Source organism: Priestia sp. 10L35 (assembly GCF_056395685.1).
Genome location: NZ_JBFTKA010000003.1, coordinates 597458 through 611998 on the forward strand (window position 1 = coordinate 597458; position 14541 = coordinate 611998).

General features: G+C 39.2%; 21 protein-coding genes and 1 pseudogene. 3 read left to right on the plus strand and 19 right to left on the minus strand.

From position 1 onward, the window contains the following. Positions 1-2: 2 nt before the first annotated feature. The 8 genes from AC1DEF_RS14295 to AC1DEF_RS14330 all read right to left on the minus strand — a co-directional run bounded on the left by AC1DEF_RS14295 (position 3) and on the right by AC1DEF_RS14330 (position 3427). Positions 3-554 (minus strand): sulfurtransferase TusA family protein, encoded by a 552-nt coding sequence (locus AC1DEF_RS14295; protein ID WP_097822839.1) that lies wholly within the window; start codon positions 552-554, stop codon positions 3-5. 55 nt (positions 555-609) lie between these two features. Further along, positions 610-906 (minus strand): rhodanese-like domain-containing protein, encoded by a 297-nt coding sequence (locus AC1DEF_RS14300; protein WP_097822840.1) that lies wholly within the window; start codon positions 904-906, stop codon positions 610-612. A 22-nt stretch (positions 907-928) separates the two neighbouring features. Then, a complete protein-coding gene (locus AC1DEF_RS14305; RefSeq protein ID WP_097822841.1) occupies positions 929-1285 on the minus strand; it encodes a rhodanese-like domain-containing protein in 357 nt (118 codons plus the stop codon). Between the two features lie 28 nt (positions 1286-1313). Next, complete coding sequence (locus AC1DEF_RS14310) at positions 1314-1796, minus strand: DsrE/DsrF/DrsH-like family protein (protein WP_097822842.1); 483 nt, start codon at positions 1794-1796, stop codon at positions 1314-1316. Between the two features lie 46 nt (positions 1797-1842). Then, positions 1843-2070 carry a sulfurtransferase TusA family protein gene (locus tag AC1DEF_RS14315; RefSeq protein ID WP_014459166.1) on the minus strand — a complete coding sequence of 76 codons (228 nt, stop codon included), beginning with the start codon at positions 2068-2070 and terminating at the stop codon, positions 1843-1845. A 91-nt stretch (positions 2071-2161) separates the two neighbouring features. After that, entirely contained in the window at positions 2162-2422 is a 261-nt protein-coding gene (locus AC1DEF_RS14320) for a metal-sensitive transcriptional regulator (protein ID WP_014459165.1), read from the minus strand. Beyond that, positions 2412-2777 (minus strand): sulfurtransferase, encoded by a 366-nt coding sequence (locus AC1DEF_RS14325; RefSeq protein ID WP_097822843.1) that lies wholly within the window; start codon positions 2775-2777, stop codon positions 2412-2414. Before AC1DEF_RS14325 ends, AC1DEF_RS14320 begins: the two co-directional genes overlap by 11 nt. Before the next feature lie 332 nt (positions 2778-3109). Then, positions 3110-3427 (minus strand): hypothetical protein, encoded by a 318-nt coding sequence (locus AC1DEF_RS14330; RefSeq protein ID WP_025750968.1) that lies wholly within the window; start codon positions 3425-3427, stop codon positions 3110-3112. Positions 3428-3550: 123 nt separating this feature from the next. On the opposite strand from AC1DEF_RS14330, the gene AC1DEF_RS14335 reads away from it, so the two are divergent. Then, positions 3551-3745, plus strand: coding sequence for a hypothetical protein (locus AC1DEF_RS14335; RefSeq protein ID WP_228540834.1), 195 nt, complete (start codon positions 3551-3553; stop codon positions 3743-3745). A 107-nt stretch (positions 3746-3852) separates the two neighbouring features. On the opposite strand, the pseudogene AC1DEF_RS14340 reads toward AC1DEF_RS14335, so the two are convergent. The 3 genes and pseudogenes from AC1DEF_RS14340 to AC1DEF_RS14350 form a co-directional block, all read right to left on the minus strand. Further along, a pseudogene (locus tag AC1DEF_RS14340) lies at positions 3853-4158 on the minus strand (hypothetical protein); the annotation flags it as partial. A 161-nt stretch (positions 4159-4319) separates the two neighbouring features. After that, positions 4320-5099, minus strand: coding sequence for an enoyl-ACP reductase FabI (fabI, locus tag AC1DEF_RS14345; RefSeq protein ID WP_013058045.1), 780 nt, complete (start codon positions 5097-5099; stop codon positions 4320-4322). Positions 5100-5229: 130 nt separating this feature from the next. After that, a complete protein-coding gene (locus AC1DEF_RS14350; protein ID WP_097822844.1) occupies positions 5230-6102 on the minus strand; it encodes a LysR family transcriptional regulator in 873 nt (290 codons plus the stop codon). 114 nt (positions 6103-6216) lie between these two features. Here AC1DEF_RS14350 and AC1DEF_RS14355 point away from each other — a divergent pair, with 114 nt between their 5' ends. Next, a complete protein-coding gene (locus tag AC1DEF_RS14355; protein ID WP_097822845.1) occupies positions 6217-7110 on the plus strand; it encodes a DMT family transporter in 894 nt (297 codons plus the stop codon). Between the two features lie 33 nt (positions 7111-7143). Here AC1DEF_RS14355 and AC1DEF_RS14360 read toward each other — a convergent pair whose 3' ends face one another. The 3 genes from AC1DEF_RS14360 to AC1DEF_RS14370 all read right to left on the minus strand — a co-directional run bounded on the left by AC1DEF_RS14360 (position 7144) and on the right by AC1DEF_RS14370 (position 8722). Then, positions 7144-7635, minus strand: coding sequence for a GNAT family N-acetyltransferase (locus AC1DEF_RS14360; protein WP_097822846.1), 492 nt, complete (start codon positions 7633-7635; stop codon positions 7144-7146). A gap of 23 nt (positions 7636-7658) precedes the next feature. Beyond that, entirely contained in the window at positions 7659-7841 is a 183-nt protein-coding gene (locus AC1DEF_RS14365) for a hypothetical protein (RefSeq protein WP_237074491.1), read from the minus strand. A gap of 170 nt (positions 7842-8011) precedes the next feature. Further along, positions 8012-8722, minus strand: a complete 711-nt coding sequence (locus AC1DEF_RS14370) for a GntR family transcriptional regulator (protein ID WP_043981319.1) — start codon at positions 8720-8722, stop codon at positions 8012-8014. Positions 8723-9006: 284 nt separating this feature from the next. On the opposite strand from AC1DEF_RS14370, the gene bglA reads away from it, so the two are divergent. Further along, on the plus strand, positions 9007-10446 hold the full coding sequence (gene bglA, locus AC1DEF_RS14375; protein WP_043981318.1) for a 6-phospho-beta-glucosidase BglA: 1440 nt from the start codon (positions 9007-9009) through the stop codon (positions 10444-10446). Between the two features lie 81 nt (positions 10447-10527). Here bglA and AC1DEF_RS14380 read toward each other — a convergent pair whose 3' ends face one another. From AC1DEF_RS14380 to AC1DEF_RS14400, 5 genes are all read right to left on the minus strand, one after another. Beyond that, positions 10528-10677: a hypothetical protein gene (locus AC1DEF_RS14380; RefSeq protein ID WP_013058052.1), complete on the minus strand. Its 150-nt coding sequence runs from the start codon at positions 10675-10677 to the stop codon at positions 10528-10530. Positions 10678-10864: 187 nt separating this feature from the next. Further along, complete coding sequence (locus AC1DEF_RS14385) at positions 10865-12262, minus strand: NCS1 family transporter (protein ID WP_097822848.1); 1398 nt, start codon at positions 12260-12262, stop codon at positions 10865-10867. Between the two features lie 242 nt (positions 12263-12504). Further along, positions 12505-12768 carry an excalibur calcium-binding domain-containing protein gene (locus tag AC1DEF_RS14390; RefSeq protein ID WP_013058054.1) on the minus strand — a complete coding sequence of 88 codons (264 nt, stop codon included), beginning with the start codon at positions 12766-12768 and terminating at the stop codon, positions 12505-12507. A 98-nt stretch (positions 12769-12866) separates the two neighbouring features. Continuing rightward, on the minus strand, positions 12867-13799 hold the full coding sequence (bla, locus tag AC1DEF_RS14395; protein ID WP_097822849.1) for a class A beta-lactamase: 933 nt from the start codon (positions 13797-13799) through the stop codon (positions 12867-12869). A 170-nt stretch (positions 13800-13969) separates the two neighbouring features. Continuing rightward, a complete protein-coding gene (locus AC1DEF_RS14400; RefSeq protein ID WP_477727416.1) occupies positions 13970-14515 on the minus strand; it encodes a cupin domain-containing protein in 546 nt (181 codons plus the stop codon). Positions 14516-14541: the final 26 nt, after the last annotated feature.

Below are 14541 nucleotides of genomic sequence, written 5' to 3' on the forward strand. Positions count from 1 at the left end.
ATTTACTCTGTTTTACCTGTCCAGTCACGCATACCAGGAACCACATTAATTAAGTTTTTAAACCCTTGCTTTTTCATCGTTTGCCCTGCCATTTCACTTCGTCTTCCGGAGTGGCAAATAATGTAAATTTCATTCTCTTTATTTAGCTCATTCGAACGTTTTTCTACTTCACCAAGCGGAATATGAACTACGCCTGGAATATGAGCTTCATCGTATTCTTCTACTTCACGAACGTCTAAAATATGAAGATGTTCATCATTCTCTACTTTTTTCGCAAATTCTTCTAATGAAATTTCAGGAATTGGCGTTACGTTTTCTTCAGCGCCGCCTTTACGAAGAAAGTGGTGAAGAACGTCACCTGCTGCCTCGGTACCTAAATACTCATGACCTGTGCTTTTTGCCCACGCTTGTAAGTCAGCCGTAGAGCCTTTATCCGTTGCTTGAATTTCTAGTACTTGACCTGCTTCTAATTCATTCATTTTCTTCTTTGTTCTTACGATTGGCATTGGGCATGCTAACCCTTTTGCATCTAATACGAAGTTTGCTTGCATCATTTCTTTTTCCTCCTTGGTTTAAATACTAGTAGGGGTATATTTTTATCTAAAAAAATTAGACCGTTTCCCCTTTCCATTCCATCATTCCGCCTGTCATATTCGTTACATTGTAGCCTTGCTGTTCAAGAAAACGAGCTGCCATACCGCTTCTGCCTCCAGAACGACAGACAACAATGTAGTGGTTTGTTTTGTCTAACTCATGCATACGGAATTCTAATAAAGGAAGCGGGATATTTAACGCGTTTGGAATTTTACCTGTTTTTACTTCCTCTACTTCACGCACGTCTAAAATGTGAATTTGTTTTTGGTTCTGTACTAATTGTTCTACTTCTTGTGCTGCTATTGTCTTCACGCTACGTCTCCTCCTTCTTGATTTATCTCCACGTATTCATGCCGCCTTTAATGTTGGTGATAGATGTAAAACCTTGCTTTTTCAAAAGCTTACTTGCTTTCATACTTCTCATTCCGCTTTGACAAATAACGACTACTTCTCTGTCTTTTGAAAGCTGGCCTGTTTGCGCAGGCAGTTCTGATAAAGGAATGTTTCGAAATCCTTTAATGTGTTTAGTCCGAAATTCATGCGGTGTTCGCACATCGATAAACTGTTTATGTTTATTTTTTAACTCTGCTTTTAATTCCATCGTCGATATTTGCTGTATTCCTTTTACTGGTGCAAAACGCTGATACAAAAACCACAAAAGAAAGACGATAATAAGCGCATTGATAATCATATTAACCCTCGCTTCATTGAGTTATCTTTTAGATGAATAAGTTTACGTTTCCGTCTTCTGCGTCAGCTAAATACGCCGCTACGCCCGCATATTCAATATTATCTAACAGTTCTTTTTCCTGTAACCCTAGAAGATCCATCGTCATCGTACAAGCCACTAGCTTCACATCTTGTTCTTGTGCCATTTCGATAAGCTGCGGCAGCGTTAGAGCATTATGCTTTTTCATTACGTTTTTAATCATTTTAGGTCCCATACCTGCAAAGTTCATTTTAGATAAGCCCATTTTATCCGCACCGCGCGGCATCATTTTGCCAAACATCTTTTCTAAAAATCCTTTTTTCACCGACACCATTTCTTCTTTACGAAGCGCATTCAATCCCCAAAACGTATGGAATATCGTCACTTCATGGTCATAAGCAGCCGCTCCGTTGGCAATAATATAAGCTGCCATCGCTTTATCATAATCACCGCTAAATAATACGATTGTTGTTCGTTTCTTTTGTTCAGTCATGTTGTTCCTCCTATTACCCTATGGGGTATATTTAATTCTAAAAAAATTATCCTTTTTGAATGTAAAAGATAAATGTGCTCCCTTCTTCTTTAAAATCAATGAGCTCGTGTCCTGTTGATTTTGCCCACGCGGTTAAGTCACTTTTAGCACCTTTATCTGTCGTTTGCACTTCTAATACTTGGCCTGTTGTTAAAGTATCCATTGCTTTTTTTGTTTTTACGATTGGCATTGGACACGCTAATCCTTTTGCATCTAAAACTTGATCAATTTTCATAGTAGCTATCTCTCCTTTTATATACATATACCTGTAAGGGTATATTATATTAAATAATGATATTCGTCAACCTTAAATAAGGTGACAATGATTAACGACTTTTCACTAACAGCTGTACAGCTTCTTGCACTAACCCTTCGGTTGGCTCTCCATGCTGCAGGCTCTCTCTGACGCACTGTTCAAGATTGCTGCTCACAATAACTCCCATTGTGCGATCAATGGCACTTCTTGCAGCAGATAATTGAGTCACGACGTCTCGGCAGTCTTTTCCTTGCTCCATCATGCTAAGCACGCCTTTTAGCTGCCCTTCAATTCGGCGCAGGCGATTTTTCACCTGTTGGTTATACTCCATAATCAAATACCCCTTTCTTTCCTTTACTTTTACACTTACATGCTGCTAACTCATAGCTGCGTACTTCAAAACCTTTTTTTCGTAAGAACCTTACGCCCAAATTTAACTCCACTCTATCTCCGGCAATCAGATGAACACTGCCCTGTGGAATTTGTGAATAAAAGCGTTTTAGATACGCATACGGAATAACTATACCAATAGAATCGCGAACTTCATGGTAATGACGAATATCTACAACCGTTCGCCCAAGTTCTTTTGCTTCAGATTCACGTATGCACTGTATTCCTTTAACGGGATAATAACGTCTGTATGCAATAAATAAAATAGCAAGCAACAACACTGCTATATAGAGCATAACAATCACCGCCTTGCTATTGAATTAATGTTGTTTACATGCTCTATATTATACCCCTATAGGTATATTGTCAAGCGAGAAAATTATATTTAATTTTGCTCATTTACATAGTTGCTTTACCTCGAACTAGTCCATTTTATACAGCTTAGGCATTATGAATGTTGGTCTTTAACTCGCTTTATATATGTACCCCCTACCCTATTGACCAAACATATTCTTCATCATCGTCGCTCGTATACAGCTTTGAAAATCAAGCTTACTGCATCATTCACGTCTATACACAAAAGATCCAGTTCCCAAGGAGAACCGGACCTTTTATGGTAAAAAGCTGATTAGCTTTGATGATAAATATTATGCCATTGATTCCACGAACTGTGTGGATGCTGCTGGTGCCACTGATTCCATGGCACATATGGATTTTGCTGATGCCACTGATTCCACGTACCGTGCGGATACTGATGATGCCACTGATTCCATGGTGTGTATGGATGTTGTTGATGCCATTGATTCCATGTGCCGTGCGGATACTGTTTATGCCACTGCTCCCACGGTACATGAGGATGTTGCTGATGCCATTGATTCCACGTGCCTTGAGGATGCTGATGATGCCATTGTTCCCATGGAATATAATGTTGCTGTCCTTGATGCATATTTCGTCAACTCCTTTTCCTTTGCCACATCATATGTTCTTTTTAGGATTTAGAGCTTATCTATTTTAAAATATAGGCGTTTGATTAATTATGAATTAAATTATATATTTCTTACCTTTATTAATGAGGGTCTCACTTATAGGAGTAAGCTCTTCACTTATAAGCAGAAGCGCAAACTTATCTGGAAGTATAGAATGGATATTTCTTATTATTAGCCTTATTACTAATATTACTGCCGTGATTAGCCTTTCTTTACACGTATTTGTTTACCTTCCTATGAAAAAGGCTGAGAAAAATCCAAAAGAAATGTTTAAATAAATATAAGTAAAAGAAGCAGGTTCCTTATAAGAAATCTGCTTCTTTTGCCTGCTTGTATTAAACTTGTTTTTCTCGACTTCTATACACCAAAAGATGCATGTAGCCTTTTATTCGGAAGGAGATGGAAATCTTGCTGCTTCGAAATGCGACACATTTTCTGTTGTGACAATTGTGCCGTCAACATTACTTTCCGCGAAGACTTCAACTCGATCTCCTTTTTCTAAATTGTAAATAGTAGAGACCGATACTACGTTAACAAATATAGTGTTTCCTCCAAAGAAATCGTTATCAATCGCGATAACCGCCGTGCCATTGACACGAATTTCTACGCGCGCTCGATAATCGACAGTCGTATCGTTAGGAAGAAATCCAATTGTAGCAACAAGGGAATATACGCCATCTTTTTTAATCGTAATCATCCTTTCTTTGTGTCTATCTATTTTATTCATTCGCAAGAAAAATGCTTGGATGCTTGTCTTTTGACTGATAATTTTAATAGAAACAGAATAGGAAACGATAGATTTCTCAGTTTTCTACAAAAAAACACCTTCTCATTCGAGAAGGTGTTTTGGAATTAACCTACAATATTATAACCAGCGTCCACGTGTACGATTTCTCCCGTTACGCCGCGTGAAAGGTGGCTCAGTAATACAACCGTCATGTCGCCAACTTCTGCTTGCGTTACGTTACGCTTAAGAGGTGCTTTTTCTTCAACATGGTGAAGAATTTGGTTAAAGTCAGAAATGCCTTTCGCTGCAAGTGTACGAATTGGGCCTGCTGAAATAGCATTTACGCGGATATTGTCTTTTCCTAAGTCTAATGCTAAGTATTTTACTGAAGACTCAAGCGCTGCTTTTGCTACGCCCATTACGTTATAGCCTTCAACTGCGCGCTCTGCACCAAGATAGCTCATCGCTACAAGAGAACCGCCTTCTGTCATAAGAGGTTTTGCTGCTTTCGCTACGGCGATAAATGAATAAGCGCTTGTATCTTGAGCAAATGCATATCCGCTTCTTGATGTATTGATGAACTCACCGTTTAAATCTTCTGAGTGAGCAAACGCAACAGAGTGAATCACTCCGTGAACTGTGCCTGCTTCTTCTCCGATTTTTTTGAAAGCTGCTTCAATGCTTTCGTCGCTGTTTACATCACATTCTGCAATTAATGTCGCTTGAATTTCATTTTTTTCTAACAGCTTGTTCAATTTTCCTAGTGAACGTTCTTTACGGTATGTAAAAATTAAGTTTGCTCCTACTTGATGAAGGGCTTTTGCAACACCCCAAGCAATACTTCTGTCGTTGGCAACTCCCATAATAACAAAGTTCTTGTTCTTTAATTGTAATAAATCTTCCATATTATCCTCCAAAAAAAATTAGTCATCAATGATGACTAATAGGTAATTGTATAGCTTTATTATAGCACAAAGATGCGCTTAGTTCCTAAGAGTCTTATGAATTAACCGATTTTGCTCTATAAATAATCTCCTACTTATCCGAATCCTGCAGCCATGCTTGCGTTGTTTCAGCAAATTTTTTGGCTGCAGGTGAAAGATGATAACGAGTAGCTAGACCAATTGAACGGTAGCTGTCTACTTGAAACGGAATCGCACGCAACTCTTGCGGGATCGAATCCAAAAGCATTTCAGGTAAAATGCTAATTCCTAAGTGATGCGTAACCATCGATAAAATAGCACTTTCATCCATTAATTCAAAACGAATGTCAGGCTGAATGCCACGTTCCTCAAACAGTTGCTTAATATCATGATAACCGCCGTATGTCGGCATAATAAACGGTTCTTTCTCTAGATCTTCAAAAGAAACGGTTTTCTGATGGTATAGAGCACTTTGATTCGATACGACGCACAGCAGCCGGTCTTTTTTTAAAGAAATAATATGAAATTGACTTGAATGCGTAATGTTGATAAAGCCGCAGTCTATTTCTCCGCTCAGCAGCCACTGTTCAATTTCAAGGTAGTCGCCTTCCTTGAGCTGAATTTGAATGTCAGGGTAGTTTTTCTCCATCAGCCGAATAATTTCAGGAAGCCATTTGGTTGACACGCTTTTAAAAATACCGATTTTAATCGTTCCTTTTGCAAGACCCAATAGGCTGGCTGCTTCTTGATGAACTTTTTCATTTTCTTGCAGCACTTTCCGAATAGCAAGCAGCATCGTTTCGCCTTCTGTTGTTAAGGTAATCCCCGCCCTGTTTCGATTTACAAGCGGAAAGCCAAATTCCGATTCAAGGTTTGTAAGGGCATGACTGACCGCTGACTGCGTGAGCGCCATCGCATCTGCCGCTTTTGTAAAGCTTTGCAATTCCGCTACTTTGTTTAAAATTTCGTATTTTACTAAGCTCATTTTACCCCGCCTCAACATGAATTTAATTCATGTTCATCATTATAAAGATTCATTTTATTAATATCAAATTCCTTTGTATACTGTGAGTACATGATAAACAATGGAGGGTTGAACGTGAGTTACCGCACACGAGCAAATATGATGATGATTGGGGTAAACGTATTTTGGGGTATGTCGTACGTATTTATGAAAATGGGGCTGAGTTCACTCGGATCATTTACCATTATTGCGCTTAGATGTTTGATTGCTTTTTTCATTGCCGGGCTGTTTTTTCATAAGCCTTTACGGCAAATCACGCGCAAAACGATTTTATCATCCGCTATTTTAGGCTTTTTACTGTTTTCCGTTTTTGCATTTGTCACGTTTGGCGTCAGCATGACGTCTGCTTCAAATGCCGGATTTCTTGTCAGTTTAACGGTCATTTTTGTTCCATTGCTTAACTGCTTTTTAGTGAAGAAGCTTCCTTCTTGGCCGATTGGGCTTGGCGTTATCACTACCCTAACCGGTATAGGTGTTTTAACTTTAAAGCACTCCTTTCATATGAATGCTGGTGATTTACTTTGCATTGGAACGGCGCTATGTTATGCCATTCATATCACGCTGACCGGCACGTTTACGAAAAACGAAAACCCAATTGCTCTCGGCATTTTACAGCTAGGGTTTGCTGGATTATTTGCACTGACTTGTAGCTTTTTATTTGAACACCCTAGCATCCCAACTACTTTATCATCATGGATTGCAATATTAGGTCTTGGCGTTCTTTGCAGCGCGATTGGATTCATTTGTCAAGCTATTGCGCAGCGCTATACAACTCCTACTCACACAGGACTTATTTTTGCAACAGAGCCTATTTTTGCTGCGCTGTTTGCCGTTCTCTTTTTGCATGAGCTGTTTACGCTTAAAGAACTGATTGGTTCTGTTATTGTGGTTGCGGGGATTTTAATTGCTCAGTTAGACAATTTGCTACTTAAAAAAAGAGTTCATTATCAAGAGACATTGCCAAAGTAAAAGCCGCTAGATTCCTTAACCTAGCGGCTCACTTTATACCTTATATGTATAAAACTTTTTATCTACGTTCATCACCGGGAAATTCTCAGGCAGCTTTTCTTTCTCTATATGTTGAAACCCATTTTTCTCATAAAATCGATGAGCAGCTCTATATTGTAACGTGGTTCCTAAATATATTCTTTCCACTTCTCTCTCTTTTGCCCACGCGATGGCTGTATGCAATAATCGGTGAGCTGTTTTCAAGGTTGCTCCTCTATAAGACTTTGCTACAAACATTTTCCGCAGCGCTACTTGACGGCTGCCAATGTCTATTAAAGCTACGCTTCCTACTACTCTTTCGTTGCAAACAGCAACCCAGAAGTTTCCGTTTCCATGTTGATAAAAGCTTTCGATTTCAAACAAATCAGGCTGATCTTTTTCCGTTATTGGAATTTGGTATTCTTGCTGCTGAATATGAAGAATTAAATCCACTACTTGCTGTTGATACTTGCTAGCATATGGCTGAATAATGATACTTTCACTCAAAACCTCCACCACCTCTAATCAGTTTATTCCATCTTACTTTTGACTGTTTTTAATACTGCACAGCTTATGTTCATTATAAAACCAATCACAGCACCTGCAAGAATCGATATCGCACCTACAGCGATAAAATCGCCTTTAGTCGGCTGAAATAAATTCATGGAAAGCAAACCGAACATAAAAAGCATGGGAATAAGATAACTCAGCATCTTTTTCAACTTCGCACCTCATTTCCTTATCTTTATAAACCCTGTAACCATTTTATCGTATAGTAATTTCCTATTTATTACAATCATTATCTTATTTCATATTTTTATCGAAAAAATGAAATAAAGTGCCTGCCTCTCGTTCCTTACTAATTGAGAGACAGACACTTTTTTTATAAAACATGACTAGTTGCTTGTAAAAAGAACTGAGATTGTTCGTAGTTGTACGTTACTTTTGAAAAGTCAAACGGCTGGCCGTTGGCTAAGTGAAAAAGCGTTTCAATAAACAATTTAGGATCCCCTTCTTTTAACCCTAAGTACGTGGCTTCTTCTTTGTTCAGCTTGCCAACGTGAAGATATAGATCAGAAAACCCGATTTTTAAGCCAAGTCCTTCTTTAATGTAATGAAAAATAGACTGAGAAACAATTTCGTTATTCAAGTACGTAACGATGGATTTATTATAAAACGATTCTTCTAGACAAAGCGTCTGGCCGTTGATATACCGTACTCTTTTTACATAATAGACGTCACTATTTTCTTCTATGTTTAAATTTAACGCGGCTTCTTGCGTCGGCTTTCGTACATCTAACTCAATCACTTCCGACGTTAGCTGAAAATCTTCAAGTTCACTCGTAAATCCTTGATTGGAAAGCAAGCCAATATAGCCTGTTCGTTTATGGCGACGGACAAAAATGCCGCTTCCTCTTACTTGAAAAACCACGCCTTTTTTCTCAAGCAGATCTAGAGCTTTTGTTACCGTACTTTTGCTTGCCTTAAACTGCGCCATCAGCGTTTCTAATACCGGCAGCTTATCTCCTTGCTGAAGCTTATGGTCTTCAATATAGGTTTCAATTTCAATTGCAATTTGTTGGTATTTGATCATAGCTATACCTCTTTACTGAATTTGTCTCAAGAATAACACGATTATACCATAATCTAACTCCATACCATAAACTTTAATTATTCATTAATTATTATTTTATTAGGGTATTGATAAATTGTATCGATACAATTATACTGAAAGCGTATAATCAACAAAGAGGTTAACAATCACGCCGGTTATTATCACCAATTTAAGCGCTTATCGAGAAGTGATTGTTGAAGATATTGAAAATAGCGGGCTGAATCAAACATTATTTACCGTAGTGAAATAAGGAGGAACTAACAATGACAAAGATGCCAAAGAATTTTTTATGGGGCGGCGCATTAGCAGCTCATCAATTTGAAGGTGGATGGAACCAAGGCGGAAAAGGACCGAGCGTAGTAGACGTTATGACTGCAGGAGCGCACGGTGTAGCGCGACAAATCACTGAAACAGTGGAAGAAGATAAATTTTATCCGAATCACGAAGCGATTGATTTTTACCACCGCTACAAAGAAGATATCGCGCTGTTTGCAGAAATGGGCTTAAAATGTTTGCGTACGTCGATTGGCTGGAGCCGTATTTTCCCTAAAGGCGATGAAGCTGAGCCAAACGAAGAAGGACTAAAATTCTACGACGATGTATTTGATGAACTGTTAAAGCACGGAATTGAACCGGTTATTACGCTGTCTCACTTTGAAATGCCCCTGCATTTAGCTCGAGAATACGGCGGATTTAGAAGTCGAAAAACGGTGGACTGCTTTGTGAAGTTCGCTGAAGTTTGTTTCGACCGCTATAAAGACAAAGTCACGTACTGGATGACGTTTAATGAAATTAACAACAAAATGGACGTACACAACCCGCTATTCTTATGGACGAACTCAGGTGTTTCTGTAAAGCCGGGTGAAAACGCAAAAGAAGTGATGTATCAAGCAGGACATCATGAACTGCTTGCAAGCGCTCTTGCCGTATCAAAAGGAAAAGAAATTAATCCGAATTTCCAAATCGGAGCGATGGTTTCACATGTGCCAATCTATCCTTATTCTTCAAATCCTGAAGATGTGATGTTAGCAGAAGAAACAATGAGACAGCGCTACTTCTTCCCTGACGTTCAAGTTCGCGGCTATTACCCAAGCTATGCGTTAAAAGAATTCGAACGAGAAGGCTATCATATTCCGTTTGAAGAAGGCGACGAAGAAATTTTACGAAACGGAAAAGTTGATTATTTAGGGTTCAGCTATTACATGTCCACAACGGTTAAAAGCGACGTTGAAGCTGATAACACGGGCGATATCGTAAACGGCGGATTGCCAAACGGCGTAGCAAATCCTTATATCAAATCAAGCGATTGGGGCTGGTCAATTGATCCAACGGGCTTGCGCTATACGTTAAACCGCTTCTACGACCGCTATCAAATTCCGCTGTTCATCGTAGAAAACGGATTTGGTGCCATTGATACGGTTGAAGAAGACGGATCCATTCATGACGCATCACGAATTGAATATTTAAAATCGCACATCGAAGCGTTAGAAAAAGCTGTGATGTACGATGGTGTTGATTTAATGGGCTATACGCCATGGGGAATTATTGATATTGTTTCCTTTACAACAGGCGAAATGAAAAAGCGATACGGCATGATTTATGTCGACCGTGACAACGAAGGAAACGGATCAATGAAGCGCTACAAAAAAGATTCCTTTAACTGGTACAAACATGTAATTGAAACAAATGGTGAAGAACTATAAGAAATTAGAAAAAGCCGGACTCCTGCGTAAAAACATAGGAATCCGGCTTTTTTAAAACGTGTAAAAATAAAGGCAAATACGTTATCTCGGTTTATCTACTAACTGTGTTTGCGCAATTTCCGTTTGCTTAATTCCCGCTCGTTGAATTTCATCAGCAAACGATTCATGTTTCAGCGTTTTGATGACCTTTTCGCTTCCATCCCGAAGAGTATACACTCTAAATTCATACATACTCTACCCTCTCCTTTAAGCTATGATTGATGCGATACATTAGATGCGCTCCTGTAAAAGCAACTCACAATAGAGGTAACTTTTTTCTCTTCTTTACTTTACCCACTTTTTAGGAAACTAGACAAAGAGATTTAATCTGACGCGATAAAAGCCTTTGCAGCAAGCAAAGGCTTTTATCGATGGAATGTTAGTATTCAAAGATGGTTCCTTTTTTAAATTTTGAATGTTTAAAAGCAAATTTCGTTAAAAGAATATACGCAACTCCTGCAACTACCACTCCTATAATCCAGCCTAAATCGACTTCGATAAACGCAGCACCTGCGCCGATGAGCATCGCAAGCATGGCGCATGGATTGTAGCCGGAAAACGGCCCTTTTTCTTGATACAATTCTTCTACGTTTACTCTTTGTTTTCGTAAAATATAGTAATCAACCAGTAAAATAGAAACAATTGGACCTAAAAAAGCAGAGTAAATCAAAATGAACAGCCCAAGACCTGCAGCTGACGAATCTTGAACAAGCACCCAAGGGAACGAGCAAAAGGCAAGGAGTCCAGTAATGGTCACCGCCACTTTATAATTTGCTTTTGTCAGCAGCGTAATCACATACGTAGGTGGAATAATGTTCGCCACCATGTTTACGGCAATAACGCCAATCACAATAAAAGCCGATACAGCGACGGTGATATACGAATTATCCACTACAACCGCGAACGCTTTAACTGGATTGGAAATACCCGTAGCAGAAGCAAGCATTGCCCCGATTGTAAGAACGAATCCATAGGCTACTAGAATTGGTGTAAAGTATAAGAACCCACGCTTTGTGTCGCTAATTCCTGGCTTCAGTTCTCTAGAGTAATCGGCTGCGCTTAGAAAAATCGCTGCATAATTCCCCATGAACATCATAATGAAAGAAAAGAACGGAAGTCCCCATGAACCTTTTGTATGTACCCACTTCTCCCCTACTACCTCAATATGAGAAGTTAAAAGAACACCAAATACGTAAACAAGGCCAAGCAATATGATGATTGAAGCAAGCATCTCTACCCATTTAACCGCGTGGAAGCTGTACAGGGAAAGCACGATTTGCAGCAGCTGAATGATAATAAAGCAAAGAACAAGATTGTCAAAAGACCCTTTACTCACAATTTTCCCGATTTCGTTTAAAGCGGTACCGCCTGTCCAGCTTTGGAAACCATACCAAATGATAGCTGGAATACCTCGTAAAAGAGACGATATGACGGATCCTTTTATTCCAAAAGACATTCGAAGCTGCATCACATACGGTATGCCCGTCTTATAGCCAATTCGATCGTTTAACACAAAAAAAGTAGAAATAATACCAATGGCAATAATCGCTGCCACAAACGTTTGAAAAAGATTTAATACCGCAGTACCTGCTACTACTAAGCTTGCGCCAAGCGTCATATTTCCTAAATTAACGCCGTCTCCAATCCACATAAACATATAAGACATCGGAGTTAGCTTTCGATCACTTTCCGCTTTTGGCTTCAGTGACGGCTCAAGACCTGCATCTTGATGAGAATGCACCTCTTCTATAACGGAACTTGTTGCATTTGTAGACACTATACACTCAACTCCTTTTGTATGATGTTTCCACTCTAACTTCTAACATCGTATGTAAGTTAACTTAACATGTACATAGTGTATACGAATTCCAGCGCAAGTTCATTATTATTTTTGTGAATTTTCTGATATTATTTTGTGCGGTTTGACTAATTTTTGACCTCAACTCGCAACATACAGGAGTTGATGATAATAAAAAATCCAAGCGCTTACAATAAGCGCTTGGAGGAGTCAGCTAGTATTTATTTTTCACAGGCAATGTAGTCTTTATCTCGATCTAGCTTTGTATTGGCATCATACAGTGATTTTGACACATACGGTTTGTACTTTGTTTTGCCGCCTTTATTTGTTACATTAGCCGCACGAGCTACGCCGCCTTTGTAGTCTTTGTTTAATTCCGTACAGTTTTTGTAAGATTTAGCTGCCGCATCTACGTTTGAAACTGTGCTAAAAGATACGCTCGTTAATAAACCGAAAGATAGAACAATTGGAAAAATCTTTTTCATAAGAGATACTTCCTTCCTATATTTTTTCTAATTAATAATAGAATGTTCTATCGATCTTTTCAATCTTTTTTTTACATTTAAACTACTATTATCCAATTTTATTTACGAGTAACTTTAAGAGTCTTCACCGCTTGTTTAGCCGCTTCTGCAATTAGTTTATCATTATACTCCGCATCTTTTTCCGCACGATTGGAAAGGATCGCAAGAACAATTGGATCTCCTTTTGGCGGCCAAAGGATAGCAATATCATTTCGCGTCGCGTATGAGCCTGCGCCTGTCTTATCGGCTACTTCCCAGCTTTTCGGCACGCCCGCTCGTATTAACGCATCCCCTGTTGTGTTTCGCTTCATCCAATCTGTTAAAAGTGCACGTTTGTCTTCAGGAAGTGCCTGTCCAAGTACATATTTTTGAAGACTTGTAGCGAGCGCTCTCGGTGTACTTGTATCGTGGGTTTCTCCTGGATTCACTTCATTTAAATCCGGTTCAAAGCGCTCAGGCAGCGTCACATCGTCTCCTATTTTTTCTAAAGCTTCTTTAAATCCATCCGGTCCGCCCAGCTGCTGCAGAATTAAGTTCCCTGCCGTATTGTCGCTGTAGCGAAGCGATGCATCCGCAAGTTCCCGAAGAGTCATGCCTGTATCCACGTGCTTTTCTGTAATGGGATTATAGTTTACAAGGTCATCGCGCGTATAAAAGATTCGTTCATTGAGATCTTCGATTGACTTCTGCTGTAAAAGTGCACCGACAGCAAGAGCTTTATGAGTAGACGCATAAGCAAAACGCTCATCTGGATGATACGTTACCGTTTTATTGGTACCCGTATCTAATGCAAAAACGCCAAGATTCGCATCATATTTTTCTTCAAGCTTAGCAAACTCTCGATCACTCTTAGTTTCTTGTCTTTGACATTTTACCGTTTCAGCATGTACCTCGCTGCTTGAAAAGCTTACAGCCGCCGCGCACGACAGAGCGAGTACAGGCATCATTTTTTTAAGCTTTGAAGTACGAAACATCTCTTTCCATGTCTTCATTACCCTTCAACACCTTTCAAAAAAGTATTTAGTATGTATTCTCTTAGGTAGAGATTCCCAACAATGCTATTTTATCAATTGTTTATCCCCACGAACATGATAGCTTTATCACATTTATATAATAAAAGTGGCTAACACTGAAGATGAGCAGTATGAAAACCGTAAGTATTTTAAAAAACAGGCGGTGTAACTGAGAATAAAATCACCGCTTTCTCCTCAAACGGATTGTCCCATTTGTGCTTCAGATGCGAAGGGATTTTGACGCTGTCTCCTTTTTCTAGCACGTATACTTCCTCTTCCAAATACACCTTAATTTTTCCTTCTAAGACATATGCCACTTCCTCCCCTTTATGCGCTAAAGGAGATTCTGATGAAGACTTCATCGGCGGTACTTCCATAATCGCCGTAGCTAGATTTCCCGTAAAGTCTGGTGATACTAGCGAATACGTTAACTCTTTTACTTTCATCGTTTTACGCTCGTTCGACCGTACGACTAAATGAGAGGTGTGTATTTCTTCAAGTAAAAAACTGAAAGTAGGAACATCGAGGCATTTAGCTAAAATTTTAAGCGTTGAAATGGACGGATTAGCTAATCCCCGTTCAATTTGACTTAACATAGACGGCGTAATCTCCGCTAATTTGGCTAATTCTCGACTGCTTAGCCCCTTTGCTTTTCGAAATTTCTCTACTTTTTTTCCAATATCTATGTTTTCCATGATGATTCCTCCGTAAAAGATGTTTA

Excerpts from the sequence above, each read along its gene's own strand:
- AC1DEF_RS14335 (WP_228540834.1), top strand. The coding sequence starts at position 3,551 with ATGAGGGTCTCACTTATAGGAGTAAGCTCTTCACTTATAAGCAGAAGC.
- AC1DEF_RS14400 (WP_477727416.1), bottom strand. The coding sequence starts at position 14,515 with ATGGAAAACATAGATATTGGAAAAAAAGTAGAGAAATTTCGAAAAGCA.
- AC1DEF_RS14380 (WP_013058052.1), bottom strand. The coding sequence starts at position 10,677 with ATGTATGAATTTAGAGTGTATACTCTTCGGGATGGAAGCGAAAAGGTC.
- AC1DEF_RS14320 (WP_014459165.1), bottom strand. The coding sequence starts at position 2,422 with ATGGAGTATAACCAACAGGTGAAAAATCGCCTGCGCCGAATTGAAGGG.
- AC1DEF_RS14295 (WP_097822839.1), bottom strand. The coding sequence starts at position 554 with ATGATGCAAGCAAACTTCGTATTAGATGCAAAAGGGTTAGCATGCCCA.
- AC1DEF_RS14390 (WP_013058054.1), bottom strand. The coding sequence starts at position 12,768 with ATGAAAAAGATTTTTCCAATTGTTCTATCTTTCGGTTTATTAACGAGC.
- fabI (WP_013058045.1), bottom strand. The coding sequence starts at position 5,099 with ATGGAAGATTTATTACAATTAAAGAACAAGAACTTTGTTATTATGGGA.
- AC1DEF_RS14350 (WP_097822844.1), bottom strand. The coding sequence starts at position 6,102 with ATGAGCTTAGTAAAATACGAAATTTTAAACAAAGTAGCGGAATTGCAA.
- AC1DEF_RS14305 (WP_097822841.1), bottom strand. The coding sequence starts at position 1,285 with ATGATTATCAATGCGCTTATTATCGTCTTTCTTTTGTGGTTTTTGTAT.
- AC1DEF_RS14365 (WP_237074491.1), bottom strand. The coding sequence starts at position 7,841 with ATGCTGAGTTATCTTATTCCCATGCTTTTTATGTTCGGTTTGCTTTCC.
- AC1DEF_RS14330 (WP_025750968.1), bottom strand. The coding sequence starts at position 3,427 with ATGCATCAAGGACAGCAACATTATATTCCATGGGAACAATGGCATCAT.
- AC1DEF_RS14370 (WP_043981319.1), bottom strand. The coding sequence starts at position 8,722 with ATGATCAAATACCAACAAATTGCAATTGAAATTGAAACCTATATTGAA.
- AC1DEF_RS14325 (WP_097822843.1), bottom strand. The coding sequence starts at position 2,777 with ATGCTCTATATAGCAGTGTTGTTGCTTGCTATTTTATTTATTGCATAC.
- bglA (WP_043981318.1), top strand. The coding sequence starts at position 9,007 with ATGACAAAGATGCCAAAGAATTTTTTATGGGGCGGCGCATTAGCAGCT.
- AC1DEF_RS14315 (WP_014459166.1), bottom strand. The coding sequence starts at position 2,070 with ATGAAAATTGATCAAGTTTTAGATGCAAAAGGATTAGCGTGTCCAATG.
- AC1DEF_RS14310 (WP_097822842.1), bottom strand. The coding sequence starts at position 1,796 with ATGACTGAACAAAAGAAACGAACAACAATCGTATTATTTAGCGGTGAT.
- bla (WP_097822849.1), bottom strand. The coding sequence starts at position 13,799 with ATGAAGACATGGAAAGAGATGTTTCGTACTTCAAAGCTTAAAAAAATG.